The organism is Lysinibacillus sp. 10T31, from assembly GCF_056394365.1.
Genome location: NZ_JBFTHS010000058.1, coordinates 1 through 26,058, shown reverse-complemented (window position 1 = coordinate 26,058; position 26,058 = coordinate 1). Strand labels below are relative to the sequence as shown.

General features: G+C 34.3%; 26 protein-coding genes and 1 pseudogene. 22 read left to right on the top strand and 5 right to left on the bottom strand.

The window, feature by feature from the left end; all coding sequences use genetic code 11:
• From AC1DCY_RS23410 to AC1DCY_RS23400, 3 genes are all read left to right on the top strand, one after another.
• On the top strand, nt 1-306 hold a 306-nt coding region (locus AC1DCY_RS23410; RefSeq protein WP_477353970.1), incomplete at its 5' end, for a DUF2178 domain-containing protein.
• Nucleotides 307-323: 17 nt separating this feature from the next.
• Nucleotides 324-527: a helix-turn-helix transcriptional regulator gene (locus AC1DCY_RS23405; RefSeq protein ID WP_477353968.1), complete on the top strand. Its 204-nt coding sequence runs from the start codon at nt 324-326 to the stop codon at nt 525-527.
• Nucleotides 528-541: 14 nt separating this feature from the next.
• Nucleotides 542-751: a hypothetical protein gene (locus AC1DCY_RS23400; RefSeq protein ID WP_477353966.1), complete on the top strand. Its 210-nt coding sequence runs from the start codon at nt 542-544 to the stop codon at nt 749-751.
• Nucleotides 752-861: 110 nt separating this feature from the next.
• Here AC1DCY_RS23400 and AC1DCY_RS23395 read toward each other — a convergent pair whose 3' ends face one another.
• Both AC1DCY_RS23395 and AC1DCY_RS23390 read right to left on the bottom strand, forming a co-directional pair.
• Nucleotides 862-1,230 carry a hypothetical protein gene (locus AC1DCY_RS23395; protein WP_477353964.1) on the bottom strand — a complete coding sequence of 123 codons (369 nt, stop codon included), beginning with the start codon at nt 1,228-1,230 and terminating at the stop codon, nt 862-864.
• An 871-nt stretch (nt 1,231-2,101) separates the two neighbouring features.
• Nucleotides 2,102-3,265 carry a YhgE/Pip domain-containing protein gene (locus tag AC1DCY_RS23390; protein ID WP_477353962.1) on the bottom strand — a complete coding sequence of 388 codons (1,164 nt, stop codon included), beginning with the start codon at nt 3,263-3,265 and terminating at the stop codon, nt 2,102-2,104.
• A 154-nt stretch (nt 3,266-3,419) separates the two neighbouring features.
• On the opposite strand from AC1DCY_RS23390, the gene AC1DCY_RS23385 reads away from it, so the two are divergent.
• Both AC1DCY_RS23385 and AC1DCY_RS23380 read left to right on the top strand, forming a co-directional pair.
• Complete coding sequence (locus tag AC1DCY_RS23385; RefSeq protein WP_477353960.1) at nt 3,420-4,049, top strand: TetR/AcrR family transcriptional regulator; 630 nt, start codon at nt 3,420-3,422, stop codon at nt 4,047-4,049.
• A 199-nt stretch (nt 4,050-4,248) separates the two neighbouring features.
• On the top strand, nt 4,249-5,025 hold the full coding sequence (locus tag AC1DCY_RS23380) for a class I SAM-dependent methyltransferase (protein ID WP_477353958.1): 777 nt from the start codon (nt 4,249-4,251) through the stop codon (nt 5,023-5,025).
• A 115-nt stretch (nt 5,026-5,140) separates the two neighbouring features.
• Here the strand turns inward: AC1DCY_RS23380 and AC1DCY_RS23375 are convergent, their stop codons facing one another.
• Complete coding sequence (locus AC1DCY_RS23375; RefSeq protein WP_477353956.1) at nt 5,141-5,539, bottom strand: glucosamine 6-phosphate synthetase; 399 nt, start codon at nt 5,537-5,539, stop codon at nt 5,141-5,143.
• Nucleotides 5,540-5,926: 387 nt separating this feature from the next.
• On the opposite strand from AC1DCY_RS23375, the gene AC1DCY_RS23370 reads away from it, so the two are divergent.
• Together AC1DCY_RS23370 and AC1DCY_RS23365 are read left to right on the top strand one after the other, a co-directional pair.
• Nucleotides 5,927-6,538 (top strand): undecaprenyl-diphosphatase, encoded by a 612-nt coding sequence (locus AC1DCY_RS23370; protein WP_477353955.1) that lies wholly within the window; start codon nt 5,927-5,929, stop codon nt 6,536-6,538.
• 723 nt (nt 6,539-7,261) lie between these two features.
• On the top strand, nt 7,262-8,050 hold the full coding sequence (locus AC1DCY_RS23365) for a DeoR/GlpR family DNA-binding transcription regulator (RefSeq protein WP_477353953.1): 789 nt from the start codon (nt 7,262-7,264) through the stop codon (nt 8,048-8,050).
• A 471-nt stretch (nt 8,051-8,521) separates the two neighbouring features.
• On the opposite strand, the gene AC1DCY_RS23360 is transcribed toward AC1DCY_RS23365, so the two are convergent.
• Nucleotides 8,522-9,712 carry an MFS transporter gene (locus tag AC1DCY_RS23360; RefSeq protein ID WP_477353951.1) on the bottom strand — a complete coding sequence of 397 codons (1,191 nt, stop codon included), beginning with the start codon at nt 9,710-9,712 and terminating at the stop codon, nt 8,522-8,524.
• A 398-nt stretch (nt 9,713-10,110) separates the two neighbouring features.
• Here AC1DCY_RS23360 and AC1DCY_RS23355 point away from each other — a divergent pair, with 398 nt between their 5' ends.
• The 10 genes and pseudogenes from AC1DCY_RS23355 to AC1DCY_RS23310 all read left to right on the top strand — a co-directional run bounded on the left by AC1DCY_RS23355 (nt 10,111) and on the right by AC1DCY_RS23310 (nt 19,762).
• Entirely contained in the window at nt 10,111-10,977 is an 867-nt protein-coding gene (locus AC1DCY_RS23355; protein ID WP_477353949.1) for a carbohydrate ABC transporter permease, read from the top strand.
• A gap of 3 nt (nt 10,978-10,980) precedes the next feature.
• Nucleotides 10,981-11,808 carry a carbohydrate ABC transporter permease gene (locus tag AC1DCY_RS23350; protein WP_477353947.1) on the top strand — a complete coding sequence of 276 codons (828 nt, stop codon included), beginning with the start codon at nt 10,981-10,983 and terminating at the stop codon, nt 11,806-11,808.
• A 25-nt stretch (nt 11,809-11,833) separates the two neighbouring features.
• Nucleotides 11,834-13,189 carry an ABC transporter substrate-binding protein gene (locus AC1DCY_RS23345; protein ID WP_477353972.1) on the top strand — a complete coding sequence of 452 codons (1,356 nt, stop codon included), beginning with the start codon at nt 11,834-11,836 and terminating at the stop codon, nt 13,187-13,189.
• A gap of 120 nt (nt 13,190-13,309) precedes the next feature.
• Nucleotides 13,310-14,017 carry an HAD family hydrolase gene (locus AC1DCY_RS23340; protein ID WP_477353945.1) on the top strand — a complete coding sequence of 236 codons (708 nt, stop codon included), beginning with the start codon at nt 13,310-13,312 and terminating at the stop codon, nt 14,015-14,017.
• 75 nt (nt 14,018-14,092) lie between these two features.
• Nucleotides 14,093-15,055 carry a sugar phosphate isomerase/epimerase family protein gene (locus AC1DCY_RS23335; RefSeq protein ID WP_477353943.1) on the top strand — a complete coding sequence of 321 codons (963 nt, stop codon included), beginning with the start codon at nt 14,093-14,095 and terminating at the stop codon, nt 15,053-15,055.
• Between the two features lie 79 nt (nt 15,056-15,134).
• On the top strand, nt 15,135-15,284 hold the full coding sequence (locus AC1DCY_RS23330) for a hypothetical protein (RefSeq protein WP_477353941.1): 150 nt from the start codon (nt 15,135-15,137) through the stop codon (nt 15,282-15,284).
• A gap of 24 nt (nt 15,285-15,308) precedes the next feature.
• The gene (locus AC1DCY_RS23325) at nt 15,309-16,409 is read left to right on the top strand and encodes an ABC transporter ATP-binding protein (protein WP_477353939.1); all 1,101 of its coding nucleotides are present in this window, start codon (nt 15,309-15,311) and stop codon (nt 16,407-16,409) included.
• Between the two features lie 304 nt (nt 16,410-16,713).
• Nucleotides 16,714-17,106: pseudogene (locus AC1DCY_RS23320) on the top strand (DUF6262 family protein).
• Between the two features lie 235 nt (nt 17,107-17,341).
• Nucleotides 17,342-18,412 carry a DUF1835 domain-containing protein gene (locus AC1DCY_RS23315; protein WP_477353937.1) on the top strand — a complete coding sequence of 357 codons (1,071 nt, stop codon included), beginning with the start codon at nt 17,342-17,344 and terminating at the stop codon, nt 18,410-18,412.
• A 408-nt stretch (nt 18,413-18,820) separates the two neighbouring features.
• Nucleotides 18,821-19,762, top strand: a complete 942-nt coding sequence (locus AC1DCY_RS23310; RefSeq protein WP_477353935.1) for an alpha/beta fold hydrolase — start codon at nt 18,821-18,823, stop codon at nt 19,760-19,762.
• A gap of 538 nt (nt 19,763-20,300) precedes the next feature.
• Here AC1DCY_RS23310 and AC1DCY_RS23305 read toward each other — a convergent pair.
• Nucleotides 20,301-21,752 carry an aminotransferase-like domain-containing protein gene (locus tag AC1DCY_RS23305; RefSeq protein WP_477353933.1) on the bottom strand — a complete coding sequence of 484 codons (1,452 nt, stop codon included), beginning with the start codon at nt 21,750-21,752 and terminating at the stop codon, nt 20,301-20,303.
• A gap of 140 nt (nt 21,753-21,892) precedes the next feature.
• Between AC1DCY_RS23305 and AC1DCY_RS23300 the strand changes: the two genes are divergently transcribed.
• The 5 genes from AC1DCY_RS23300 (at nt 21,893) to AC1DCY_RS23280 (ending at nt 25,786) form a co-directional block, all read left to right on the top strand.
• Entirely contained in the window at nt 21,893-22,939 is a 1,047-nt protein-coding gene (locus AC1DCY_RS23300; protein ID WP_477353931.1) for an ornithine cyclodeaminase family protein, read from the top strand.
• Nucleotides 22,940-22,969: 30 nt separating this feature from the next.
• Nucleotides 22,970-23,839 (top strand): PhzF family phenazine biosynthesis protein, encoded by an 870-nt coding sequence (locus AC1DCY_RS23295; RefSeq protein WP_477353929.1) that lies wholly within the window; start codon nt 22,970-22,972, stop codon nt 23,837-23,839.
• A gap of 513 nt (nt 23,840-24,352) precedes the next feature.
• Nucleotides 24,353-24,808: a hypothetical protein gene (locus AC1DCY_RS23290; RefSeq protein ID WP_477353927.1), complete on the top strand. Its 456-nt coding sequence runs from the start codon at nt 24,353-24,355 to the stop codon at nt 24,806-24,808.
• A 74-nt stretch (nt 24,809-24,882) separates the two neighbouring features.
• Entirely contained in the window at nt 24,883-25,335 is a 453-nt protein-coding gene (locus AC1DCY_RS23285) for a hypothetical protein (RefSeq protein WP_477353925.1), read from the top strand.
• Nucleotides 25,336-25,492: 157 nt separating this feature from the next.
• Complete coding sequence (locus AC1DCY_RS23280; RefSeq protein ID WP_477353923.1) at nt 25,493-25,786, top strand: 3-isopropylmalate dehydrogenase; 294 nt, start codon at nt 25,493-25,495, stop codon at nt 25,784-25,786.
• The last annotated feature ends 272 nt before the right edge of the window (nt 25,787-26,058 follow it).

Below are 26,058 nucleotides of genomic sequence, written 5' to 3'. Positions count from 1 at the left end.
ACAGAAAAAATGGCGGCAATCTATCTTTTCGTTGTTGGTATTATTATTTTGATTGTATCGATTACAATCTATTTTAGAAAATCGGAAAAAGAGGATGATTTATCGAAAGAGTATGATGAAAGAGATGCTCTTATTGAAGGACAAGCTTCCAATATAACTATGCAATGTATAAGTTCATTAATAATACTTTTGCTGTTTTTGAGTAATTTTATTGTATTATCTGTAAAAGCGGTTCTTTTACTATTAATACTCGCTCTCTTCATCCTATATACTGTAACCAAGTTTTACTATGAACGAGTCCTTTAATTTAAAAGGAGGACGATATGGAAAATATAGTACGAGATTTAAGAAAACAGTATAATTTAACGCAGCAAGAATTGGCTGATCGTGTAAGTGTATCATCAAGAACGATTATTTCACTTGAGAATCAGAAGTATAATCCTTCTGTATTACTTGCTTATAAAATTGCATCGATTTTTAATAAATCGATAGAGGAAGTATTTATTTTTGATGAAAATGACAAATAAGGAGTTTTTTAGATATGTTAGGTTTAGTTAGTATCATTTTTGGGATTGTTTTAACTGCTTGGGGAATTTATCGAATGAAAACAGATGATGGTCTCTTTGGGAAGAGCCAAAAAAGAAAAAATATTTTTAATCTGTTATTAATGGGAGAAGCATCTGGAATCGGACAATTTTTAGGTGGAATTGTTTGTATAATAATTGGCATTGCGGCTTTATTGTTCGGGTAATCCCAAAAGACTACCAACCGTTCAATTTAATATACATGTAAGCAAAAAACCAGGACTCATTTTATTAATGAGTACCTGGTTTTTTGTGCTTATTAAGGTCTATATTTTGTTTAAAGCGCCTTTTCTTTTTGATTGAATAGGAAAATTGCTGTTAAACATACCATTGCTACGTTAATGACAAGGGCTACAATATTTAAAAGGTCAATTGTCGGCATAAATACAATAATCAATGATGTTACTGCGACAAATAATGGAATTACCATATTGATATTTGTGATTAATTGTAGCTTATGATAATGTCTTAGGATGAAATAAATACCTATTAACATTGGTGCTGTAAGGAATACGCCTAAATAGCCTATTGCATCTTCAATAAACCAAGGGAAAAAGCGCATGCGTGAAGAGAAAATAAAAAGATTTAAAATGATAGATCCTACTAATAGGCTGTTTATTACAATGATTTTCTTGTTATTCTCCATTTTATTTACTCCTAAATTATTTATTTATTTGTTAATTCGTGAAAATGATTCATGAATTCTTCCTCTTAAACGTCATTTCCAGCGATAATCGTTCGTATTATCTAGATATTTTTCCTCCTAATGTTTTTACTTTTGGATATTCCTACTTACGTGAGCTAGTATTACATCCATCCAATCAAAGATTTTTATAGAAATCAATTACAAGTTCTTAATTAAATAACCATCCTTAAGAGTGTAGGTTTCTATAGGTTACTTATGGTGTAATTTTACACTATAAGTAACCGTTTTGTAAATAGGTCATATCGGTAAATAATCACTTTAATAATAATTGTTTATGTTAGAAGGGGGTGTTAGCACTGGGGTTCTTCATTTTGAGACTGTAAGAAAACATCTTTGCAGCTTTATGTATACGAAAATTTAAAACATTAGCTAAAAGGGAAATATAAAAAGCTTGAGTATTTTCCAAAAGTAAAGGAACAAGTAATTAAACGCAAACATAGTAGTGAATTAGTGGATGAAACACTAAAGGAGATTGAATTTAGCGAGATTAAAGAAGTAAAGGTATGGGAACCAAGATATGTATGAACAGAAAGAGCAATTATTAAAAGATTTGCGGGGAAGAACAGTATAATATTTTCCACGAGTTAGACGATGAAGAATTAATTAATAAGGGAGCTTTATCAAATGTTGAGAGGAGCTATTCGAAGATTGAGTGATTCTGTCTGTCAGTTCAGCGTTTCTACACGTCGATTCGATAAAAAAAGCTCTCGTTTACTTTATCAAACGAGAGCTATAATTATTTTTTGTGGCACACGTATACCCTTTTGTATAATGGGTGCCTAATCTTCTTCTTTCTGAAATAAGAGTGACCTTAAACTTCTACTCCTTCAGTTTCCATACTTTCTGCTGACTTATCCTCTTTATAGGAACTACGTTTTACTACAGATAAAAGTAATACTAAAATACTTACAACAGCAATCCAGCATAAGGTAACTGCTGCTGTGCCCCAAAGTTCTCCACTGAAGAAAAGAATCTCCTTTAATCCTTCAAACATAAAGCGGAATGGTAACCATGGATAGATCCAATCAGCGTAAAAACTAGGTAACATTTCTGGTGCAATTTGTAGAAGCGGTAAACCAAAGAACATTAGTAGAATAAAAATTGGTAAACTCGCAAATTGAATCCATGTAGTGATGGCTAGTATTAATAATATAAAGGTTGCGCAAGTCAGTGATAAAAATAGAGCAACATGGTTAAAATCTGCAAACTCATAATCTAGCATCCATGTGGAGTACCAAGTTAATAAATAGCCTCCAAATAAACCTATGATTATGGCAATCAAAGCCTGTAATCCACGGAATTTTAGTTGCTCCAATACAGAATTAAACTTGCGATTTCTTCCCGTAAACCATAAAAGAATAGCACTGATTAAACTACTCATCCAAATAGGCTGGAAGAATGAAAGTGGTGCATTGCTTAATTTACCAGTTTCATGCACATTGACTATTTCACTTTGGATAGGCGTTGAATAAGTACGTGCTTGATTAGCATTTAACGGAATATTATTTTTTTCAGTAACAGCTAATAATTGGGCGCTGACATTGTCATTCATTTTTTCGACCATTGTAGATAAAGCTTGTGTAACTATAGTTGCAACGTTTGCATTTTTCCCTTGGTTTATATAAATTTTTAGCGTTGCTGATGTAGGGCTTGGTGTTTGGAATGAAGCATACTTTTCAGAAAAATCTTTAGGGATATAAATAGTTCCATACAATTCTTGATTCGCTAATTTTTCATTCATTTCTTGCTCACTTTTTAATACTACCCATTTAAAGGGCGATTCCTTTGTTGCTTGAGAATTTTTTTGAATCATCTCGACAAAAGTTTGCCCCATGTTGCCTTCATCCTCAAGAACAAGACCGATTGGAAGATCTTTAGGTGATGAATGGGCTCCAGGGATTTGTGTTGCTACAAAAATGAAGGATAATAACAGTACAGCAACAAACGCTATACCGAAAAACTTATTTTCTTTCATAATAATTCTCCTTTCAGATAATGTACATCGTGTTGATTATTTCTTAGCCTGATTATATACTCTATAAAAATCACTTCCTATAATCAAAAATAGCCAAAGTGTTCAATACTCAACATATAAAAAAATATGTTCATTAAAAGGGAGGAATGACTCCATGTCAAAAACGGATCGACGAATTATACGAACGAAAAGTGAGATTAAACAAGCATTTTTCTCTTTGCTTTCTGAAAAGAACTTTGAAGCCATCACGGTTCGAGATATTACTGAGCGTGCCAATATTAATCGCGGGACTTTTTATCTACATTACGTAGATAAATACAATTTATTAGAACAGTACGAGAACGAAATTTTTGAAAAATTCAACGCTATTTTAGATGAAACTACAATTTTAGTTATAGATATCAACCAGTTTAAACAAGAGCGATTGCCTGTAATGACCCAAATTTTACATGTGTTTTATGAAGAAGCTGATTCCTTAAAATTAATATTAGGTCCAAATGGTGATCCATTTTTCTATGAAAAAATGAGACAGTTTTTTGTGAGATATTTCAATGCTTATCTTGGTAATCGTACTGATAAAAGCAAATGGAAGTTCCCAATTGAATTAACATTAGCGTATAACTCAAATGCAATTTTGGGAGTAATTACGTACTGGCTACAACACGATACACAACAATCACCAGAGGAAGTAGCTACGATGTTGATAGAAACAATATTAAAAGGAACTCTTGAAGCTAGTGGAATGCGTTCAATTATTGAAAAAGAAAGTGAGTTGGGGAGATAAAGAAGTCCCTTGAATTTTGCTAAGATTTAAATCATTGAAAACTCAACGCTATTTTCAGTATCACTGCCAATTATTATAAGAGAAACTTATGGAAATTAATAATTAACATTGATTTTACTTATGTATTGAATGGTTGTAAAATAATGTTAGCGAGAATCTCCATAAAGATTGGTATAAAAAACAGAAAAGAGTGATGAAGATGGGCATTGATTTTCACAATAAGGACAATCAAACTACTTATACAACTCGACAGGCTGACCACTCGTGGATGGAAGCAATGAAAGAACTTGTCCCTATCAAGAATACTTCGAAGGCTGCAGATATTGGCTGTGGCGGAGGAATTTACTCAAAAGCATTAGCAGATATGGGCGTAGCTTCTGTAATAGGTGTGGATTTTTCACAGGCTATGCTCGTTGGGGCAAAAGAAAATTGTAAAGACTATCATCCTATTACTTTCAAGCAAGGAAATGCATTGGCTACAGGCTTAGACAATGCCAGCTTCCAGTTAGTATTGGAACGAGCTTTAATTCATCATATCCAGGACTTAAAAGCTTGTTTTCAAGAGGCATATAGAATTTTGGAGGATAAAGGGGTTTACATTATCCAAGACCGTACACCTGAAGATTGTTTATTAAAAGGTGATGACTACCATATTAGAGGCTATTTCTTTGAGCGTTTTCCAAAATTAAAGGAACAAGAAATTACACGCAGACATAGTAGTGAGCTAGTAATTGAGACACTTAAGGCAATTGGGTTCAGCGAGATTAAAGAAGTAAAGCTATGGGAAACTAGAAGTGTGTATGAACAGAAAGAGCAATTGTTAAAAGATTTGCGGGAGAGAACAGGCAGAAGTATTTTGCACGAGTTAGACGAAGAAGAATTAAATGAATTAGTGAATTATATTGACAAGTCGATTTTAACTGAGGGCTCTATCGTTGAAAAGGACAGATGGACCATATGGAAAGCAGTGAAATGATTATTATATGAAATGTAGAAATGTAGAGAGGAGCTATCCATAAGTTCGGCATTTCTATCCGTTGATTCAATAAAGTCTAGCTCTCGTTCTTTTTCAAACGAGAGCTTTTTTCTATTTATTCGCCTACTAATGCGAGAAGGTATTTGTCTCGATCTGCTTCCTCCTGCATTTTATTATCGACCAGCATTGCACCGTTTCTCACATTTGTCATATCACGATCAACTAAAAATTGAACATTCACTTTCGCGGCTTTATTATTGACAGGACAATCTCCTTTAAATTCTACAACATCTTGTCCTTTTTGAGTTTCAAAATACACCCAGTATGGATTTTGACAAGCGCTAGCAAAACCCGATTCTATTGTTTTACTACTATTTTCGAATGAATAGTTTTTTACATATGTAATATATTCATTATCTGTAATGTCCTTTTGTGGACCGTAAAAATACCAGAACACCCCTAAAATTCCGATTGGCACAATCCACAGTATATTCCTTTTGCTTAATTTCCCCATATTTGAAGCCCCCTTTATTAAAATATTTTATCATCTTTATACTGATTTTTGCTAGCTTACTATAATATTTTCTAGTTTATGATTTAATCTTATAGACAACGTATTAAGGAGGGATATGGATTTTCCTCCGCCGTCTAAAGTTTGTTGATGAATTTTGTAAATAAAAGAAACTATGTGGCTTATAATGACGTCATTTATGAAAGTAAGCAGGTATTAAACTGGAATTATCTGAATTAAGTCTCTACTTTTGGACAACTATAACACTAAGCTCACGTTTACCTTCTTTTTATTAGAGGACATTACTTGCTACATTTTTAATAATGAATTGGAGGCACTTTATTTTTTACTGAGGAAAGAAATCAATATTAAAGCAAGGAGATTTACAAAATGAATTATGGAATTTTTCAATGGATTAATGATATAGCTGGTCGCTATCCTTTTCTTGATAAAGCGATGATTTTCATCACTGATAGCGTTCCTTATGTCGTAATCGTATTTATGTTATTTTTATGGTTTACTGCAAACAAGGAAAAAAGGGCAGAAAAACAATATACTGCAATATACATTGTCTTTACATGTTTACTTGGATTGGGTCTAAACGCACTCATCCACTTTGTCTACTATCATCCACGACCATTCATAACGTATAATGTTCATCAGTTAGTACCGCATGCTAATGACTCTTCGTTTGTAAGTGATCATGCCGTATTAGTTTTCTCTGTAGCATGTACATTGCTTTTACGTAAAGATTCGTGGAAGTATCCTGTATTAGTATGGGCTATCCTAGTAGGGATTTCACGTATCTTCGTCGGCGTACATTATCCAGCGGACGTGATTGGCGGAGCCCTTCTGTCATTAGGGGCAAGTTTTGTCATTATCAAGTTCTCCAATAAATTGGAGCCGGTCGTTCAAGTCCTATTCACTATCTATAACAAACTTACGAAACGTATCCCTTTTTTGGCAAAATTCGGCCATAAAGATTCAAGTCAGGGAAATTAATAAGCAAAGATAGAGAGTCACATTTACATGTGGCTCTTTATTTTGTTTACTCTTTACTATGAAATAGCACCCTAATGGAATAACTAAAATTGATTTTATAATTAAAAATTTCTTCTTTACTTAAGCCCTATTACTTTAAGTGCGATTCTTCACAATCTGCATGTTAACTTCTTTCGGCAAGTGTCCAAACATCCGCCGAAAGAAGTTAAAGCCTTCGGACGCCATTATGCCGAGGCATAATTGATTGTGCACTTGTTTAGGAAAGAACACTATAGCTATTACTCATAGTTTGCGGATGAGGCTCTTGTATTTTTAAATTAAGTCAACTTGACATTTGAAAAGGTGGAGTTGATATGATTATTATATAAAGAGAAAGGGAGCAAGCTAATGAGGTAATAAAAGGCGACCTTCATTACAGAATGCTAACTATTTTGATGTAGAGTTATAAGATTCAGTTTAATGTAGTTCGAAAAAAATGGTGTCAACTTTTCTCAGACTTCACTTAAAGAAATAAATCGTAAACATATACCTTTTGAAATGTAAATGGAATGTTTAAAAGGTTAAGTGTTAATAGGGAAGCTTCCATTTGCTTGGTAAATTAAATACAATATAACTAAGAATCAATACTGAAGTCTGTTCTTGATTGAAAAAGTAGGTTGGTATAACAGTACATATTTCGGTAAAGGTTAAAGTATATTTGTGGAATACAAAGAGGTGTTTATTATGAAGTCTTATACACAATTTGAACGAAGAAAATACATATTAGATGAGCTAGATCAATACAATCGTGTGATGGTCAATGATTTAGCAAAAGTGTTAAATGTAACGACAGAAACCATCCGAAGAGATTTAGATTTGTTGCATAAAGAAGGCAAGTTAACAAAAATACATGGTGGGGCTCTAAAGAAAAATGACCATACCGTGGAATTATTTTTTAATAAACGTCGCAATGAAAACATTGATGAAAAACGAAGAATAGCAATGGCAGCAAGTAAATTGATAGAGGATAATGATATTATTGCCATTGAAGTAGGAACAACTACGCTGCAAATATTGGACTATATATATGACAAAAGAAACATAACCATTTTGACAAACTCCATACCTGCAGCTAATAAAATTATTGAGCTAAAGGAACAGTATGAGTCATTTGATTGCAAACTTATAGTAGCTGGTGGAATGTTAAATACAAATTCATTAGCATTGTCTGGTGATATGACGTTAAACTTCCTTGATCATTTTACGGTTAATAAATTGTTTGCTTCTTGTGATGGAATCTCATTAGAAAAGGAATTAACATGTACGTATATTGAAGACGCTCAAATATTTAACCGCTTAAAGAAAAATGCAAGACAAGTTGTCATGATGGCAGATGAATCTAAATTCAACTTAATGAAATTTTATAAAAGTGGAAGTTTTGAAGATATCGATTTATTATTTACGAATGCTAAACTCGATACAGAATGGCAAAGTGCTTTAGAGGTAAAAGGTGTAGAAATAATAACCGTATAGAAGAAAAATGATAAATCAGGCGTGTTTATATAGGTTTGTGATTGCCTAATATAAGGATTTTTTGTTGATGTTTTGCTAAAGTATGCCCAATTTCAACTGGTTGTAGTGAATGGCTACTTGAGTGCTCCTAGCACAGATGATTAAACGAAAGAATTAAGTAGGGAAACAATTTTGGGGATGCTCATATTACCCAATGTGTCGTAAGACAAAAATATTTAATAAAACCTACTTTGAGTATTAGGGAAACATTTCACAAGTAAGAGCGTTTTTTAAACAGGCACATTCGTATGAAGCGAAAGTGCCTATTTTATTTGTATTTCTACTAAAGTATTTGTTGCAATTAAGGAAGTCACATTACAGGCAATTTTTCTTCTTTTAAGTAAGAAAATATTCTGAGTAAAATAATAGACCCATCCTAGCAATAATCGTTGTAGAATAAATTTCACTCATGAATAATTGCTCATTTCATTTTTAAGCTGATTTCTTTTGTTTTTGGTCTAAAAGATGACAAAAGAAAGTTAATAGACTTGCACAGACTGCAACTATTCCACCGACCCATGTTATATTCAATAAATTCCCTTGATGGTATACAATTCCTCCTAATGCAGAACCAAAAGCGATGCCTACGTTGCTTGCCACTGGCATAAGTGAAGCAGCGAGTCCTGTAGCATTTGGCTGATAAATTCCGGCAAGGTCTATTAAATATAGCTGAGTAGATGTTGTTAAGAGGATGGCCATTAACGACATTAGGCCAATGTTTACCAGTCCTAAAATAAATTGATTTGTCGTCCAAAATAAACTTGTCAGAACAACTGCCTGTACGAGAAAAACAAACCGAAGGCGACCGATTGCATTGTGGTTGGCAATTTTACCGGCGAGGATGTTGCTGAAAATCGAGATAAATCCGTAACCAAATAAGATTAAACTAATTGAATTATTTGGTGCTCCCATTTCCTTTAAGATAGGAACAAGGTAAGTAAAGACGGCATAAGTTGCGCCAAACCCGAGAGCAGGAATGAAAAAAGCCATCAAAATTCGTGGCTTGGTCATTAAAGAAAACTGATCCCGTATCGAACTGCGTACTTGGCTGAGATTATTAGGTAAGACAAAAAAGGAGGCCGAAAACGCCAATACTCCTAGGAAAGTGGTTAACATGAAAGTGGCATTCCAACCGTACCATTCTGCGATTACAATACCAATTGGCACTCCAACGACATTTGCAAGTGTGAAGCCACCGAAAACGAATGATATAGCAAGTCCGCGTTTTTTAATGGGCATGGTTTCACTTGCAACAATCATGGCTAGGGAGATTAATACCCCTGTTATTATCGCTGTCATAATCCGAAGGGCAAGGAGCATGATGTAGCTCGTCGAAATTACGCACAAAGCATTCAGGACGATGAAAGATCCTATCAAAAACAACATCCATTGACGCTTTGGAAAATGACTTGTTGCTGACATCACTAGTGGTGTGGCGATGGCAAACGTAATGGCAAACGCAGAAACGAGTGTGCCTGCTTTTGCATTTGTCATATGTAGGCTTGAAGAAATATCTGTTAAAATTCCGACAATAACAAATTCGCTTGTCCCGAGAACAAATGTTAATAAAGTAAGTGTTAAGATGAGCAACCAATGTCGCTTGGATAATTTTATGGGGTGCATAAATACCTCTTTTCTTAGATGAATGTAAAATGTGTCACATAGTAGATACACAACCTGAACATCTTACCATAAAATTTTATGTGAGAAAAACCCTTTCTTAATCAATGGATTACCAGAATCGACATGGCTGCAGAGTTAAATAAGAGCATGTTTTGATCCATTTTTAATATGCTCTTTAGATTTGTTCGCATGTCAGGGTTAATATCGCTAATTGAAAGCTACACCTGAAAATAAATCCAGCTATTTCTCAATGACTACGAGAAATAGTTTTTTTTTATTTTATTTTGGTTTTTATGTTGTTTTACTTTGTTTATATGTTTATTTTTACAACTTGTTAATGAAATTACAACATCTAATTAATAATTGGGCATTACAATGTGAATCAGGAGGTGACATGAATGCAAATAAAATTTTCAAAGGCTGCGTTCTTTTTATTACCGGTTGGAATACCTCTTACACTCTTTTGGATTATTCCGAATTTGTTTAGTTTAGGTATTAGTTTTACAGACTGGGATTTCATGACAAATGGTTTTCATTTTGTTGGTTTAGATAACTATTTCAATTTGTTTACCCAGTCAGCTTTTAAGCAGGCATTGCTAAACACTCTTTATTTTGGATTTGGGACAGTTATTCCAACGATTATATTAGGATTAGGTTTTGCTTTGTTCTTTAGAAAAAATTTCAGAGGCTCTGCCATTTACAAATTGATGATTTTTTCGCCATGGGTAACACCAACAGTAGCTGTATCGATTGTATGGTCACTTCTTTATGAACCGAAATTAGGTGTTATCAATACGGTGCTAGGCTTGGTAGGGATACCTGGATTGGATTGGCTTAAGAGTAGTGAAACCGCAATGCTAGCAGTCATTATTGTAACGGTTTGGAAACTAGTTGGATGGACAATGATTTTCTATATTGGAGCTTTAGAGAAAGTACCTGACAGCTTATATGAAGCGGCCGGTATTGACGGAGCTAATGCATGGCAGAAGTTTCGACATGTAACACTTCCGATGGTTTCACCAACAACCTTTTTCTTAATTGTTGTGAATACGATTGTATCGCTGCAAGCATATGATCAAATTAAAATCTTAACACAAGGTGGACCGAGTGGTTCGACAAGAACATTACTCTATTTATTCTTCCAACAAGCGTTTGAACAATTTGATATGGGATCCGCGACAGCCATCGCATTTATCATATTAATTATTACAATCCTATTATCGTTTATAAACAAGATAATAGGTGACAAGTGGGTGAATTATTAAGACATGAGTAATCATAAAAAGACACCGAAAATTTTAAAGCATCTCTTTTTAGCTTTATCGAGTATCTTGTTTGTCTTTCCTTTTATTTGGATGGTCCTTAGTTCGTTTAAAACATCCAGTGAAGTACTACAAGGTGGTTTTTGGCCAAAAGAATTTCATTGGGAAAATTATCAAGAAGTATTAGGAGTCATTCCTTTTCACACTTATATATTTAACAGTTTCTATACTTCATTGATTATTACAATCTATGTTCTTATGTCGTCAGCGCTCTTTGCTTATATGTTGGCATTTTATAAGTTTAAAGGGAAAGAATTAACGTTTGGCGTTGTTATGGCAACATATATGATTCCAGGCGCTGTATCGTATGTCCCTGTGTATGTGATGTTAGCAAAAATGGGAATGTTAAATACCCATGTTGGATACATTATTTCTTTATCAGTTAGTGTATTTGGGATTTTTTATTTAAGACAAGCGTTCCTGAAAGTTGGTCATGAAATTGTAGAAGCAGCCAAGATAGACGGAGCAAGTGATTGGAAGATTCTTTGGAAGATTGTCTTCCCGATGACACGATCATCATTTGTGACACTAGGTTTAGTGACATTTATCGAAAACTATAATAACTATATTTGGCCAGCGCTAGTATTAAAAGATAACGATAAAAAATTAATTACTAACGGGATTGCTGATTTTTTCATTAATAGTTCATTAGGTAGGGATTGGTCACACATTATGGTGGCAAGTACAATTGCTACAGTCCCACTCTTACTTGTATTTTTAGTATTACAAAAATGGTTCCTCTCAGGTGTTTCTGATTCTGGAATAAAGGGTTAACTAATTTTAAAGGAGGTATTTCATGATGAAGAAATTATTAACGCTTTTTATGGTTGTATCATTATTTGTTAGTGTTCTTGCAGGTTGTTCTGGAGGAGAAGGAAATACAGTTAAAGTAACTAAAGAAGGGGATAAAATCGTTGTCCCATTCATTAACGGAGTTGGGGGGGCACTTGCTGATCGTTTAGATAAAATTGTGATGGATTTCAATCAAAGTCAGGACAAGTACGTTGTAAAAACGACAAAAGCAGGCAACTATGATGAGTCTTATCAAAAGCTTCAAAGTGGATTTGCGGCAAACAATCAAGAAGCCATTGCTTTACTAGGTTCAGACGTTATTCAAAACTATATTAACAAAGAGCTAGTTGTACCAATCGATAATTTTATAAACAATGATAAAGAATTAAAAATAGACGATTATGGTAAAGGTTTTGTTAGTCAAGCAACAGTTGATCGGAAATTATATGGAATTCCTTTATATGGTACAACTCAGATTCTTTATTATAATAAAAAAGAATTAGAGGAAAATGGTTTTACTACAGATGACTTAAAGACATGGGAAGGAGTAGAAAAGGTAGCCAAGAAAGTATCAAAACGTGATGAAAATGGAAACGTTAAATACGCAGGCTGGATGCCGATTTGGGGTACGACAAACTTAATTGATTCGGTTCTAAGTGCTGGAGGAAACGTATTAAGTGAAGACGGAACAAAAGTTTTAATTAACGATGAAACATGGGTAAAGGTATGGGAGAAATACCGTACTTGGCTTCATGATGATAAAATCATGAACATTCATACAGGTGGTACTGGATGGGAATATTGGGATAACACAATTATTGATTTTGTGGAAGGTAGAACGTTAGGCTATACAGGTTCATCGGGTGACCAAGGATTTGTCTATAAATCGTTAGGTGAGGGAATGGATGAGACTGAAAGATTGGCTACATTTGGAGCAGCTCCACAACCAGGCTGGGGTGACCATAAGCCAGCACCTAAATTAGAAGCTTATTTTTTAACATTAACTAGAAATACCGATCCAGAAGTAGCACAAGGTGCATATGAGTTTATGAAATTTGCGACAAGTACTGAGAAAACAGCTGAATGGTCAATGGAAACAGGCTATATCCCTGTTCAAAATAATGTTACTGATTATAAGCCTTATGCTGATTTCGTGAAAAAACAACCACAGGCGTTAATTCCATTAGAGCAAGCGAATAAATATGGAGTTTCACCATTTATCGATCCAACAGGCGGTAAAATCTATGATGCATTAGATATAGCGAAAGATAAAGTAGAAATCGAAGGAATCTCCGCTAAAGAAGCGTTAGATGAAGCAGCGAAAATTGCTCAGGAAGAATTAGATAAAGTTAAAAAGAAATAATAAACTTTTCGAAGAGAAATGGAGGTTCTTCTCTTTTGAATGAAAGAAGTGCCTTCATTATTTCGTGATTGAGTCTTATAGAAAGAGAATAATAGATTTAAGTTTTAGGAGGCAAAGTAGATGAAGAAAGGAATTATTTTCGATAAGGATGGGACATTAATACAGCTCGATACGGTTTGGTACAAAATCGTTGATTGTGTGCTTAATGATATATTTCAAAAGTATCCGAATGAAAAGAACAAACGAGATGATTATAAGCAGATTATAGGAATGGACAATAATGATTTCGAGAGTTCGAGTTTACTAGCTAGTCAAACGAATTCTTTTATTGCAGCTGCATGGTATTCAATTTTGGAAGAAAAAAATATTAAAAAAGAGGAATTTATACACGATGTTTGTGCATCATTCAAAAAGCATTCTACATCAGATGACCTCGTATTTACAGAAGTAAAAGGTGCACAAGAAACTTTAAAGTATTTAAAAGACCATGATTATATTATCGGTATTGTGACAGCAGACGATGTAGATGCAGCTGTTCATTCGCTTAAAATGACTAATCTATATGAGTATATAGATTTTTTAGGAGCAGATGATGGAATCAATAAACCTAAGCCTAATAGTGAATGTTATCATATTTTCAAAGATAAATTCCTACTGAATGATGAGGAAGTTTTAATGGTAGGTGACACGTTAACTGACATTCGATTTGCACGAAATAGCCGTATTGAAGTAGCCGGGGTTCTTTCTGGTGCATGCAATAAGGAAGATCTAGAAGGAAAAGCTGACTACATTATCGATAGTGTTAAGGACATTCAGAAAATTTTATAATACTTTGTTATTTATTGAGAGATATCTATCTAGCTAAATGCAATGCCTAAATTGATTACACAGAAGGTGAAAAGGATGAAATTAGGGTTAGAAACGGAAACCTATCATTTACTTTTTCAAAATGGTCGAATGGATGTTTTCGACTTTATTAGAAAAACAGCGGAACATGGTTTGGATGGGGTAATGATTAATGTCATTGCTTATCCCGGCGATAAATATTTACATCCTAAGTGGGGTGCTCTTGGCGGTGCTGAACCTGAACATCTAGATAAGGTGCGTAAAGAAATTAAAAAATATGGATTGTACGCAGAGATTGACGCAAGAGGAACAGAACCAGAGCATTTATCTGAGGTTATTGAAGTAGCACATAAAATTGGAGCAGATGTGATTCGGACGTATTGCTGTCCAGGGATATATGATAAAGATTTACTAGATCAAGCACCAAACAATATAAAAAAAGTTGTGCCACTTCTAAAAAAATATCGAATTAAATTGGCTGTTGAAAACCATGAGGAAGAAATAGCTGACGAAATCATACAGATTGTAAATGAAGTAAACAGCAACTGGGTAGGAGCTCATTGTGATTTTGGAAATTCAATGATGGCATGGGAAGACCCAGTGGAAGCAGCAAGAAAGCTTGCTCCGTATACGTATACAACCCACTTTAAAGATCATATTATCATCGAAGCGGAAGAAGGGTATAAAGTGTGCGGTGTTCCGGCAGGACAAGGAAATATCGATTTAGACGAAATCTTTAAAATTATGGTGGAGCATTCCCCGTTAACAAGAATTAATATCGAAATGTGTTATCCGTATGTAGCTAGATTTAAAAGAGAGAAAGGGACAGGTGGTGTTTCGGAGGTAGGAGAAGGTGCATTTAAAGTAGAGAATCCTCCATTTGATCGCCATGTAATCGAGCCAGAAAATTATTACTATCCTCCTGAAGAACATTTAGAAGAGCTGATCGAAAAACAAATTCAAGGTGCTGAACAATCGATTAAACATGCAATACTGCTTAGAGATAAGTATTGTAGATAACGTTAATTTTTAGGCACAACACCAAAAAATTTGGAATCATATTTGTTAAAACATATGCAATGTCTATAAGTTGATTGGAGTGGAGGCTGGGCGACTCCTTGGGGATCAGCGGCTCATCGGACGCCCCCAGGAAGCTCTGCTCTGTGCGAAAGCAAAGCGGCAGCTACAAAGCGCCCAGCCGGAACGGAAATCAACCCAACATTATGGTAATGAGCTAATTTTAACTTGAAAATTACAATATTAGGAGGATATGATGGCTCAGCTATTATTCGAACATATTTATAAAAATTATGATAATGATACAACAATAGTAAAAGATTTTAATCTAGAAGTGAATGATGGAGAATTTATCGTTTTTGTAGGGCCTTCAGGGTGTGGAAAATCGACGACATTACGTATGATTGCAGGTCTGGAAGAGATTACAAAAGGGGACTTTTATATCGATGGAAAGCGTATGAATGATGTTGCACCTAAAGATCGAGATATTGCGATGGTCTTTCAAAATTACGCTCTTTATCCACATATGACGGTTTTCGAGAATATGGCATTCGGTTTAAAACTTAGAAAGTATAGCAAAAAGGAGATTGAAGAACGTGTAAAACATGCAGCGGATATCCTAGGGCTTGAGCAATATTTAGACCGAAAACCTAAAGCACTTTCAGGTGGACAACGTCAGCGTGTGGCATTAGGACGTGCGATTGTTCGGAATGCAAAAGTTTTTTTAATGGATGAGCCGTTGTCAAACTTAGATGCGAAGCTACGTGTTCAAATGCGTGCCGAAATTTCGAAATTGCACCATCAGTTGCAAACAACAACGATATATGTAACTCATGACCAAATAGAAGCGATGACGATGGCTTCACGTATAGTTGTGTTAAAGGACGGCGTCATTCAACAAGTGGGTACACCTAAAGAAGTATATGATAGCCCAGCGAACGTTTTTGTAGGAGGTTTTATTGGCTCTCCAGGAATGAATTTCTTCAAAGGGACACTAACAGAAAGTGCTTTTAAAGTTGGTGATTGGAAGCTTCAGGTCCCAGAAGAGAAACTAGAGTACTTTAAAAATAAAGGGTATATGAATAAAGAAATGATCTTAGGTATACGACCAGAAGATTTCAATAATGGTCAAACAACTTTAGACATGTCCCATCAAAATAAAGTAAATGTCAAAATTGAAGTGTCAGAGTTAATGGGTTCAGAAACATATCTCTATTCGAATAATAATGGTCAATCTTTCGTTGCACGTGTTGACTCCTCAACAGATGTGCATAACCAATCAAAGATAGACCTTATGTTGAATATGGAGAAAGCTCATTATTTTGATGCTCAAACTGAAAAAAGAATTATTTTATAAAGCCTTCAATATTGAAGATAGATTTCTTTAGAAGAATTTAAAAAAGAGATTTAGGTTTATATCTAAATCTCTTTTTGTTATATCAAAACTACTTTTTGTACATAATGATATTTCTCCATATTAACTGGCAGTAATTTATTGAATAAGATCTCTATGTAATGCTTCGGCTACTGAGGGAATGGTTATGTTATTACATGGGCTTTCGGCCATCTTTTGCAGCTTTTTAATGCCAAGGATTATGATAAAAAGATGGAAAATGGCAGATGGAGAACTTTCCATTTATCCCAGATAATTTTCGTACAAGGTGAAGACGGATTCCGCCGAATATGACCGTTCTGCACATTTGAAAGCTATTCATGCCAACCGCAAGGTTAACACCAATCAGAAGGTAGATGAAGCCATTAAAAGGCTTATAAAGGCTAATGAAAAAATAAACTTTAACAGTGTATCCAGTGAAGCTAATGTATCAAAAGCAACACTTTATAACAGCAAGGACTTCCGTACGAGGATCGAAACATTACGAGTACAGCAATCACAAGTACCTACACCAAAACAAGTAAAATGAGAAATGAACGAAAGAAATAAGGATACCCTTATCGCCTCTCTAAAAAGGAAGAACAAAAAATTGGAGGAAGAAAACAAGCAACTTAGAGAACAACTGAAAGTAGCTTATGCAGATGTTTACAAAAAGTTATGAAGGAGAACGTTGTTCTCCCTCCTCTTCCTCACTACCGAAGCATAGTCGAAGAGTCCTGATTGATTTTCACTCCACAAAAGTGCCGAAATGTAGAATAAATAAAGATTGAGATACATAGCTGATTTTGAAATAATTGTAATTAAGCAATAAAGTATTTTGCGTTTAAGGCAGATGATGAAACCCCTACCAGGCATTTATTCAGAAAATCAATAGAACGAAGAGGAGAGTTCAAATAATGAAATTGGATACAGATAAAGTCTTGCAATCTTTAACAGAGGAAGAAATTTACTCTTTCATGCGAAATGTCTTATTACGGTTGGATTTCTTAGAAACTTCGGAATACCCAGAGAAACAATTCATAAAAGACTTAATAAATTTTAAAAAAAGATATTGGGAGATGTATGAACACCGTACCGATCCCCGTAGAGATTACGAAGAACAACAAGTAAGTAAAGTTCATATCGTCTTCGATCCTTCTAGTAGTGGGACTTTGAAAGTTGCGCTACGAGATGTCCTCGCAGTAGAAGGAGAAAAGGTTATTGATATTTCTGATACATTTTCAGTGGGCCCTATTTGGCAATTACATACTGAAGAAGGTTTGCAAAACCGAAAAGAATGGTTGTTCTATCATATTAATCTAGATGAAGAATATATGGATGATTATAGAGAAAGGTTTACTAAAGTTCGTGCACAAATTGATGCCATTCCAGATGATATTCCAATCAACATTTGGTACGGGGATAATGGCCACGAACAAACGGGAGTGCGACTGGCTCTTTATTTATTAAAAGAAAAGTCGAATCCAATCATAATGATTAATGCCACTAAAGAATATAGTACTGTTTTTTCAGAAAAGAGAACAGACGGCTATCCACTTAAAGTAGCCGAAATCATACCGGAAAAATTAGCAGCCATCTATCAAGAGACTTCAACTAAAGAAATTACGCTTGTGCAGCGAAGGGAGTTAGAGGAGGAATGGCTCACTTTATCTGAAAGTGATAAAAAGCTTCGATTATGGCAAAATGATCATATTCATTCTGTATCGGAGGATTATTTAGATAACTTTATCATTCAATCCATGGAAAAACTTAATAAAGAACGGAAAAATAATGACTTTATCAAATCTGCTAGATTAATTGGTGAGGTCATTGGTCACTCATTGCAGGTTGTAGGTGATGGATTTATAGAATATAGAGTTAGAGAGCTTATCGTAAACGGGATATTTGATATAAAAGGTGTGCCTAAAGCGATGAGATTCTACGAAGTTAAGTTTCGTTCTCCCCAGATACTGACTGGTAAAGATTAATGAATGCTTAGGGAATAAAGTGTTTTTAAATATTCAACGATATTCTGCAATCTGGTCCGATTACTGAGCAAGAAGTATAAGGGTGATACATATTATACATAACTAATATGTATCATCCTTTATTTTTTATGACTTTTTACAATTTAGGTCTTGATAAATTATAAAAGTTCGATTATTTATAATAAAGATTGATATTTTGTAATAAAGTTTGATAAAAGCCCTGTATTAATAGTTTTATTGACTCTTAAACACCATCTGCATTATTCAATTAAAGGGCCAGATTGAGGAACATCTTATCCTATGGGTACAATCAGTGAGGACGGTTAATTTGTTTAATCAGACTATAAAGAAGCCTTGTCTTTTTTGTATCTTTGAAACAAATAGAAAAGGTTTGAGAGGGGTAATGGAATGGGAAAACAGGGGATAAATTCAGTTGAAAAGGTTGTAATCGGTGAAATAGAACAGATTGTATCTTTGAGAAGCAAGAATATAAATAATCCAATTCTTTTGTTTTTACATGGAGGTCCAGGGACGGCGCAAATTGTCTTCTCAAGAAAATCTCAAAAAAAGCTTGAGGAGTTCTTTATTGTTGTAAATTGGGATCAGAGAGGTGCAGGAGGATCATTTTCTACATCATTAAAGATGGAAGACTTAAATATAGAGCGATTTGTTCTTGATACTGAAGAGCTTACAACTTACTTGTTAGATAGGTTTAATCAAAAAAAGATATTTCTTGTAGGTCATTCTTGGGGGAGTATTATTGGATTGAAATTTTCTTCAAGAATGCCAGACTTAATTGAAGCATATATCGGTATAGGGCAAGTAGTAGATATGAAACGAGGAGAAAAATTATCATATAAATTTACTATAGAGGAAGCAATTCGAAGAAATAATAAAAAAGCAATAACTCAATTGAAGGCAATTGGAGAGCCGCCTTATAAAAAAGTGAACGATGGTGGAATTCAACGGAAATGGCTATCGAAATTTAACGGCTCGACATATAGCGGAAGCTTATTTGGAATTATTTTTAAAAACATATCAATGAAGGATATTAAATCATTAAAGATTATAAAGTTTATAAGAGGCTCAGTACTTTCTCTAAACTCTTTAGAAGATGAGATGAACACGGTTAACTTTTTAGAAGAAATCCCTGAAATAAATGTTCCTGTTTATTTTTGTTGTGGACGTATGGATTACACTGTACCTTCTGAATTAGTTGAAGAGTATTATGTAAAATTAAGTGCTCCACATAAAAAAAACGTATGGTTTGAGAAATCTGCACATTTACCCAACTTTGAAGAAGTGGAAAAATTCTCGAACCTTTGTATATCTTTGGTTCGAAATATATAAGTTCGCTATCGTTCTTTATAAACTTGAATAACTAATTATAATCACATTTCCATTTTAAGCAAACGGCTGCTCATATCCAAGAAAAACAAGAAATATACACTAATTTTTTATCTACAAACGGGCGCTTTATTGGAGGATGGATCTCAGAAATGCTCAAACTTTTTTATAAAAGAATGATTCAATTGAATATATTAAGAGCGTGTTTTGAACAATCTTTTTTCTAAACAATTAAAGGCTTAGGAGGTTTTTGAGTAAAAATTGAAGTGTGTTTTGTGTTCCTTCAGACTAATTATTTGGGGGGAAGTTTGCTTTAGGGGGCCGAACAAATACGCAGAACTATGGATATTTGTGTTAAAGTTCGGATTCTGCGCATAGGTTATTTGAGTTATAAGACAATTGGTTTTTTAGAAAATTAGATAGATTAATGATTCAAAACTTCAGGAACTAGGGGAGTTGATGATGCTTTCGAATCTCATACAGTGGTTATTCAATACTCATTTTTATAATTATCTGCCATATTTAAATCTCTATATGAAACTTAAAAAATTTGTTCTGCTACCAATTCTGAAAGAGTTTTAATTCCATAGTCAATTTCATCTAAGGATGCATAAGAATAAGAAATTCTTAAATATTGATCAGAGTGAAACTCATACAAATCTCCAGGGTGAATAAGTATTTTCCGACTTAAGGCTTTAGTAAAAAGCTGGTACATGGATATACCTTCATTTAACTTAAGCCAGATGAAATATCCGCCCCTAGGGATATTCCATGTACCGATGCCGGTAAAATATTTCTTTAATGCTTCAAGAGTAACATCTCTTCGGATCTTAACATTTTTCCTCATTATATCGTTATGCTGATAATAAAGACCACTAGAGAATAGTTCTGTGGTTACATTCTGGGAGAGTGAGCTGGTTCCATAATCAGTTTGCATTTTTATATCTGCCAATCTTTCAATGACTTTTTCAGATCCAACAATCCATCCAATCCTGAGACCAGGACTTAAATTCTTCGATATTCCACCAATATATAATACAAGTCCATTGTTATCAAATGCCTTTATTGGCTGTGGAGGTGGTTCATCAAACCAAAGCTCCCTATATACATCATCCTCGATAATAGGCAAACGTTCCCTCTCACACGCATCAACAAGCATTTTTCTTCTTTCAAGTGACATGACACTCCCGGTAGGATTTTGAAAAGTAGGTATTGTAAAAAGCATTGCTCCTTTTCTCCGCTTATGTCGATCAACCAATTCTTTTATTTCTATACCTTCTTCATCTAGCTTAATTCCCGAAAGCTGCATTCCGAACGATTGAAAGGTTCTAAGAGAGTATAGGTAGGATGGCTTTTCAACATATACTACTGAGTTTGTGTGCAAAAGGCCAAGGGAAATAAGCTGCAGGCTCTGCAAGACACCAGAGGTAATCAAAACTGAGGATGGATCAGCTTCTATTCCTATTGTTTTAAGGTATGTGCATACCTCTCTTCTTAGATGGATATTTCCTTTTGGTTCTTCATAACCCAGCGATGCCATCGACTTAGACAGTTTTTTTAGTACGCCCTGAATCATTTTGTTAGGTATTAATTCAGGGGAAGGCTCGCAGGACCCCATTCGGATGATATCAGGTTGGAATTCAGCCTGATTGATCTGCTGCATTATATTTTGATTTGTTTGATGTAATCCCGAAGATATATAGGGAAGCCAATTATGTGAATGATTATTGGACATTAATGTCCATGTATTGTTTATTACTTTTGTACCTCCACCAGCATTACCGCTAATAATGCCTTCAGCTGCCAGCTCTTCAAGGGCAGATACTACGGTACTTCTGTTTACACAGAAAATTTCAGAAAGTGTCCGCTGACTTGGCAATTTGAAACCAACTGGCCATTCTCCAGTTGCTATTTTATCTTTTATGAAGTTAACAATCTGTATATTCAAACGAATAGGATTATTTCTATCAGGTCTCCAGTTGATATCCAACATAAAATTCCTCCATAATCATAGTATTTTTACTATATCGTTTGGTTGGTTAAATAACAACCAAGAATGGTTGGAGACTTTTTGGTTTTGTTCAAATACAATTTCATTAACAGATATTAAAATTTTAAAGGAGAATGATAACTTTGGTACCAATAAGAATTCTAAGTGATAATGATGTTAAGAACATTCTTGATATCAAGAATACAGTAGCATGTGTAGAAAAAGCCTATGCGCTTAAAGCCAACAATCAGGTGAGACTATTCTCCATGGTATCTGAGGTAATTTTTGAGGGGAGGGCAGAAATGGATATTAAATCAGGGATGCTTAATGAAGAAGATGTGTTTGGATTAAAACTCGTTTCATGGTTTGGTGATAATAAAAATCAAGGGCTTCCAGCTATAACTGGGCTGACTATGTTATTTGATTTGAAGAATGGGTTTCCTAAGGCAATGATCAACGCAAGTTATTTGACAGGAATGCGTACTGGAGCAGCAGGTTCAATAGGCGTGAAACACCTGTCAAAACAAGATTCAAAAACACTAATGATTGTAGGTACAGGAGTTCAGGCGATATTTCAAATAGCAGCCACTCTATCTCAAGTTCAGACAATCAACAAGGTATATATATATGACCCCGTAAAATATGAAAATGCATCAAGATTCCAGTATTCAATAAGGACGGAACTAGATAAAATCATAAATGATATAAACGATACTTATAATAAGAGCTGGAAACAAAGAATTGAGTCAGTTCAGTTTGTAGCTATAGAAAATCCAGTGGAAGCTTTAGAAGAAACCGATGCAGTAATTACGATAACGCCTTCGCGAAAACCACTGATTTTTAAGGAGTGGATTAAGCCAGGCATACATTTCAGCTGTGTGGGGGCAGACATGACTGGAAAACAGGAAATAGATGAAAAGATCTTTGAGGTAGCTTCTGTATATGTAGATGATATTTCACAAGCATCGACAGTCGGAGAAACACAAAGTGCTATAAGGGCTGGTATAGTAGACAAAAACAATTTGACTGAAATCGGACAATTCATACTTGGAAATGCGAAAGGACGTACAAGTGATGAAGAAATTACGATTTTTGATAGTACTGGCATAGCATTGCAGGATCTTGCAGTTTCAAAATATATTGTATCAAAAGCAGAAGAAATGAATGTTGGGACAATCGTGCAAATATAAAATCGATATACAATTTGGAGGGATCATATTATGAAGTTAAAAGTTTATACATTAAATTCATTTGCAAAATCCATTGAGGGAGGGAACCCTGCAGGAGTGGTACTTAGCGCTGATTATCTATCAGATGAGGACATGAAAAAAATAGCAGGTATCATCGGTTTTAGTGAGACTGCTTTTGTCATGAAGTCAGACCTTGCTGACTTCAAGGTTAGATTCTTTACACCTAATGAAGAGGTTGATCTTTGTGGCCATGCAACGATAGCAGCGTTCTATACACTCTCAAGCCAAGGATATATTAAACCAGGAAAATATTCTCAAGAAACAAATGCTGGAATTTTAAATGTAGAAGTAATGGAAGACCTATCAATTATGATGGATCAAAATGCTCCAAGCTATTATGAAATAATAGACAAGGAGGAAATTGCAGATTCCTTAAATATTACTATAGATGAAATGTTGGGGGATCTACCAGTACAAATTGTATCTACTGGCCTTAGGGACATACTTGTACCGATTAGAAACTTAGATATATTAAATTCTATAAAGCCAGATTTTGAAAAAGTAACAAATATCAGCAGTAAATATAATACCATTGGTTATCATATTTTTACCCTTGAATCACTAAAGGGTTCAAATGCTCACTGTAGAAATTTGGCACCTTTATATGGAATTCCAGAAGAATCTGCAACTGGTACATCCAATGGTGCCCTTTCATGTTATCTATATAAATATGGTAAAATCAAACCTGAACATGTTATTAATATATCTGTTGAGCAAGGTTACTCTATGAAAAAACCTTCAGAAATAGTTATAGCGTTAACCACTCAAGGGAAAGAAATTATTGAGGTAAAGGTGGGCGGAAAAGCATTGAATTTGTCTGAAACAGAGATTGAAATATAATTGTAGAATATAAATTTCTAATAAATTGAAATAATAAGATAGCCGGATTAGGTGTTATGTTACATCTAGTATGGCTGTTTTTTTCTTAATTAAATATCCTTGGTAATATGTTGGCTATTATTATAGCCAATTATATTTTTAAGCATAAACTCGGGCTACATACAAAGGCACCCCCCTATATCAAAGTGGGAATTAAGAGGTCTAAACCCATTATTTCTGCGTGTTAGTATCATCTTTCTATTACAACACATGAATTCTGCTTGTCTTCAGGCTTTGTGCATATGTCGCTAAGGCAGGACACCTATTTCGCTTAAATTATTGTTGCTCTTCAACTCCCGTGAAAGAACTTAATCATCTTTCATTTTCTGTGATGTAGCGCTGGTTTTTACGCTACATGGAGGGCTAACGGGTCAGGTTAGTTGAAGTAGCAGGTTTCTTTAGTAAAATGTAGAAGTAGTTATTAAATGAAGATTTTTAGCATCGTTAGGGTTTAATGTGGGGGGAAGCATCGTTATGAAAATTACAAAAGGAATTATGATTGGAATTATTTTTGGTTTTGGTTTATCGTTTTGTATTTCCTTGATGTTTATGTTGATTGCACAGATATTGGCAGGTGGCATTACATCTTTATTTGGCGAGAGTTGGCTATATTACGCAACGATTATTCCCTTTATATTAACCTTTGCGATATTAGGATTTTATTTCACAAAACGAGAAAACGCTTCGAACAAAAAACTTTGGTTATTAAGCCTAATATCGGCATTATTTATCACACTATACAGTGGAACTATTGGTGCTATATTTGGCGAGTATGTTGTAAGGGAAGGAAGTCTTAGAACGTATACAGCAGGTGGATATACAGGTGTTAATGTAGAGGGTGTTTTAATTTGGGGAACAATTTATGCCTTTATTATGCTTCCGTTGACTACACCACTAGCACGTCTGATAATCAAAGTGTTCTTTCCTTGAAGATCATTGAGCTGTTTTAGACAGCTCTTTTTTCTTATTGTGCTAACGTGGCAGTTTTGTTGAGGAGGAGTATAATGCGTATTCTTTTTTTGCTAAGTGTTGTTTTCTCGGGAATTGTAAGTGTTGTCGGTTTTGCATTCACTAATATGACTACTACTTTATTCGACCCCACAGGTGACAATTTTGTTGGAGGGAATGGAAACCCAGGCTTAATGTTTGTTATGTTTCCGATGTTAATTATTCTTTATTTTTTCTTTGCAATGATGTTGGTTTTTGAAAAGTTACATGAACGTTTTTTAGTGAAAAGGAAACTATTTCAAACCTGCTATTCAGGGGTGTTTGTGCTGATTTCGGGAATGACGATTTACAGAATCGCTTCATTTCGAAATGAAATCAATCCGTATTTTGAATACGAAATATCCTATTTAAATACTTTTTCTAATCATTTGTTTTTTAACTTCTGGACATTTATAGCCTGTCTTTGTGTTTCAGGATTTTGCTCATTCTATTTAAAGAAAAGAATGTGAAGAAATGTACTTAAACTCCCATGAAAGAACTTAATCATCTTTCATTTTCTGTGGTGAAGAGCTTATTTTTGCGCTTCATGGATGGCTAACGGGGCAGAATAATTCAATAAAGTTTTTAGTTTTAGTGGTAAAATATGTTTATAAAGGGAGGATTTAAATGGCTAATTTTTTATTACCACTTATGGGCGTTTTTATCGTTATTGCAAATATCATTGGCTTTATATTCTACAAAAAAAAGAAAAATTTATATTCTGCTGCTTTTATAATATTGTTATCAGCAGTTTTGTTTGGGGCAATCGGTGGTGCATTAGCATTATTTATTATTCGTGATGCTTTTGCAGTATTTTACGGAATGCAACTAGCACAATATTTATTATTCAATAGTATCATCGTTTTCATTATTGCAATTTTAGTAACTATAATAAAAAGATATAACAACAGAACAACATAATTCACGACTATATTCAACTCCCATGAAAGAACGTAATCATCTTTCATTTTCTGTGGTGTAGTGTTAATTTTACACGACATGGATGGGGGGGGCTTTCCTTGAAGATCAAAGAGCTGTTTTAGACAGCTCTTTTCTTACGATTAGTCAAGTATCTATAATAACTTTCTTAACTCTCTGATATTATTTTGATAAATTGGACCATGCCGAATAAAGCCTAGTGATTTTTCGATTTTTCATAAGGCTTTAGTATGTTAAACTGATGCTACGACTGT

Excerpts from the sequence above, each read along its gene's own strand:
- AC1DCY_RS23380 (WP_477353958.1), top strand. The coding sequence starts at position 4,249 with ATGGGCATTGATTTTCACAATAAGGACAATCAAACTACTTATACAACT.
- AC1DCY_RS23315 (WP_477353937.1), top strand. The coding sequence starts at position 17,342 with ATGAAATTGGATACAGATAAAGTCTTGCAATCTTTAACAGAGGAAGAA.
- AC1DCY_RS23360 (WP_477353951.1), bottom strand. The coding sequence starts at position 9,712 with ATGCACCCCATAAAATTATCCAAGCGACATTGGTTGCTCATCTTAACA.
- AC1DCY_RS23340 (WP_477353945.1), top strand. The coding sequence starts at position 13,310 with ATGAAGAAAGGAATTATTTTCGATAAGGATGGGACATTAATACAGCTC.
- AC1DCY_RS23310 (WP_477353935.1), top strand. The coding sequence starts at position 18,821 with ATGGGAAAACAGGGGATAAATTCAGTTGAAAAGGTTGTAATCGGTGAA.
- AC1DCY_RS23385 (WP_477353960.1), top strand. The coding sequence starts at position 3,420 with ATGTCAAAAACGGATCGACGAATTATACGAACGAAAAGTGAGATTAAA.
- AC1DCY_RS23290 (WP_477353927.1), top strand. The coding sequence starts at position 24,353 with ATGAAAATTACAAAAGGAATTATGATTGGAATTATTTTTGGTTTTGGT.
- AC1DCY_RS23285 (WP_477353925.1), top strand. The coding sequence starts at position 24,883 with ATGCGTATTCTTTTTTTGCTAAGTGTTGTTTTCTCGGGAATTGTAAGT.
- AC1DCY_RS23305 (WP_477353933.1), bottom strand. The coding sequence starts at position 21,752 with ATGTTGGATATCAACTGGAGACCTGATAGAAATAATCCTATTCGTTTG.
- AC1DCY_RS23355 (WP_477353949.1), top strand. The coding sequence starts at position 10,111 with ATGCAAATAAAATTTTCAAAGGCTGCGTTCTTTTTATTACCGGTTGGA.
- AC1DCY_RS23400 (WP_477353966.1), top strand. The coding sequence starts at position 542 with ATGTTAGGTTTAGTTAGTATCATTTTTGGGATTGTTTTAACTGCTTGG.
- AC1DCY_RS23405 (WP_477353968.1), top strand. The coding sequence starts at position 324 with ATGGAAAATATAGTACGAGATTTAAGAAAACAGTATAATTTAACGCAG.
- AC1DCY_RS23365 (WP_477353953.1), top strand. The coding sequence starts at position 7,262 with ATGAAGTCTTATACACAATTTGAACGAAGAAAATACATATTAGATGAG.
- AC1DCY_RS23395 (WP_477353964.1), bottom strand. The coding sequence starts at position 1,230 with ATGGAGAATAACAAGAAAATCATTGTAATAAACAGCCTATTAGTAGGA.
- AC1DCY_RS23345 (WP_477353972.1), top strand. The coding sequence starts at position 11,834 with ATGAAGAAATTATTAACGCTTTTTATGGTTGTATCATTATTTGTTAGT.
- AC1DCY_RS23375 (WP_477353956.1), bottom strand. The coding sequence starts at position 5,539 with ATGGGGAAATTAAGCAAAAGGAATATACTGTGGATTGTGCCAATCGGA.
- AC1DCY_RS23325 (WP_477353939.1), top strand. The coding sequence starts at position 15,309 with ATGGCTCAGCTATTATTCGAACATATTTATAAAAATTATGATAATGAT.
- AC1DCY_RS23390 (WP_477353962.1), bottom strand. The coding sequence starts at position 3,265 with ATGAAAGAAAATAAGTTTTTCGGTATAGCGTTTGTTGCTGTACTGTTA.
- AC1DCY_RS23280 (WP_477353923.1), top strand. The coding sequence starts at position 25,493 with ATGGCTAATTTTTTATTACCACTTATGGGCGTTTTTATCGTTATTGCA.
- AC1DCY_RS23350 (WP_477353947.1), top strand. The coding sequence starts at position 10,981 with ATGAGTAATCATAAAAAGACACCGAAAATTTTAAAGCATCTCTTTTTA.
- AC1DCY_RS23295 (WP_477353929.1), top strand. The coding sequence starts at position 22,970 with ATGAAGTTAAAAGTTTATACATTAAATTCATTTGCAAAATCCATTGAG.
- AC1DCY_RS23335 (WP_477353943.1), top strand. The coding sequence starts at position 14,093 with ATGAAATTAGGGTTAGAAACGGAAACCTATCATTTACTTTTTCAAAAT.
- AC1DCY_RS23370 (WP_477353955.1), top strand. The coding sequence starts at position 5,927 with ATGAATTATGGAATTTTTCAATGGATTAATGATATAGCTGGTCGCTAT.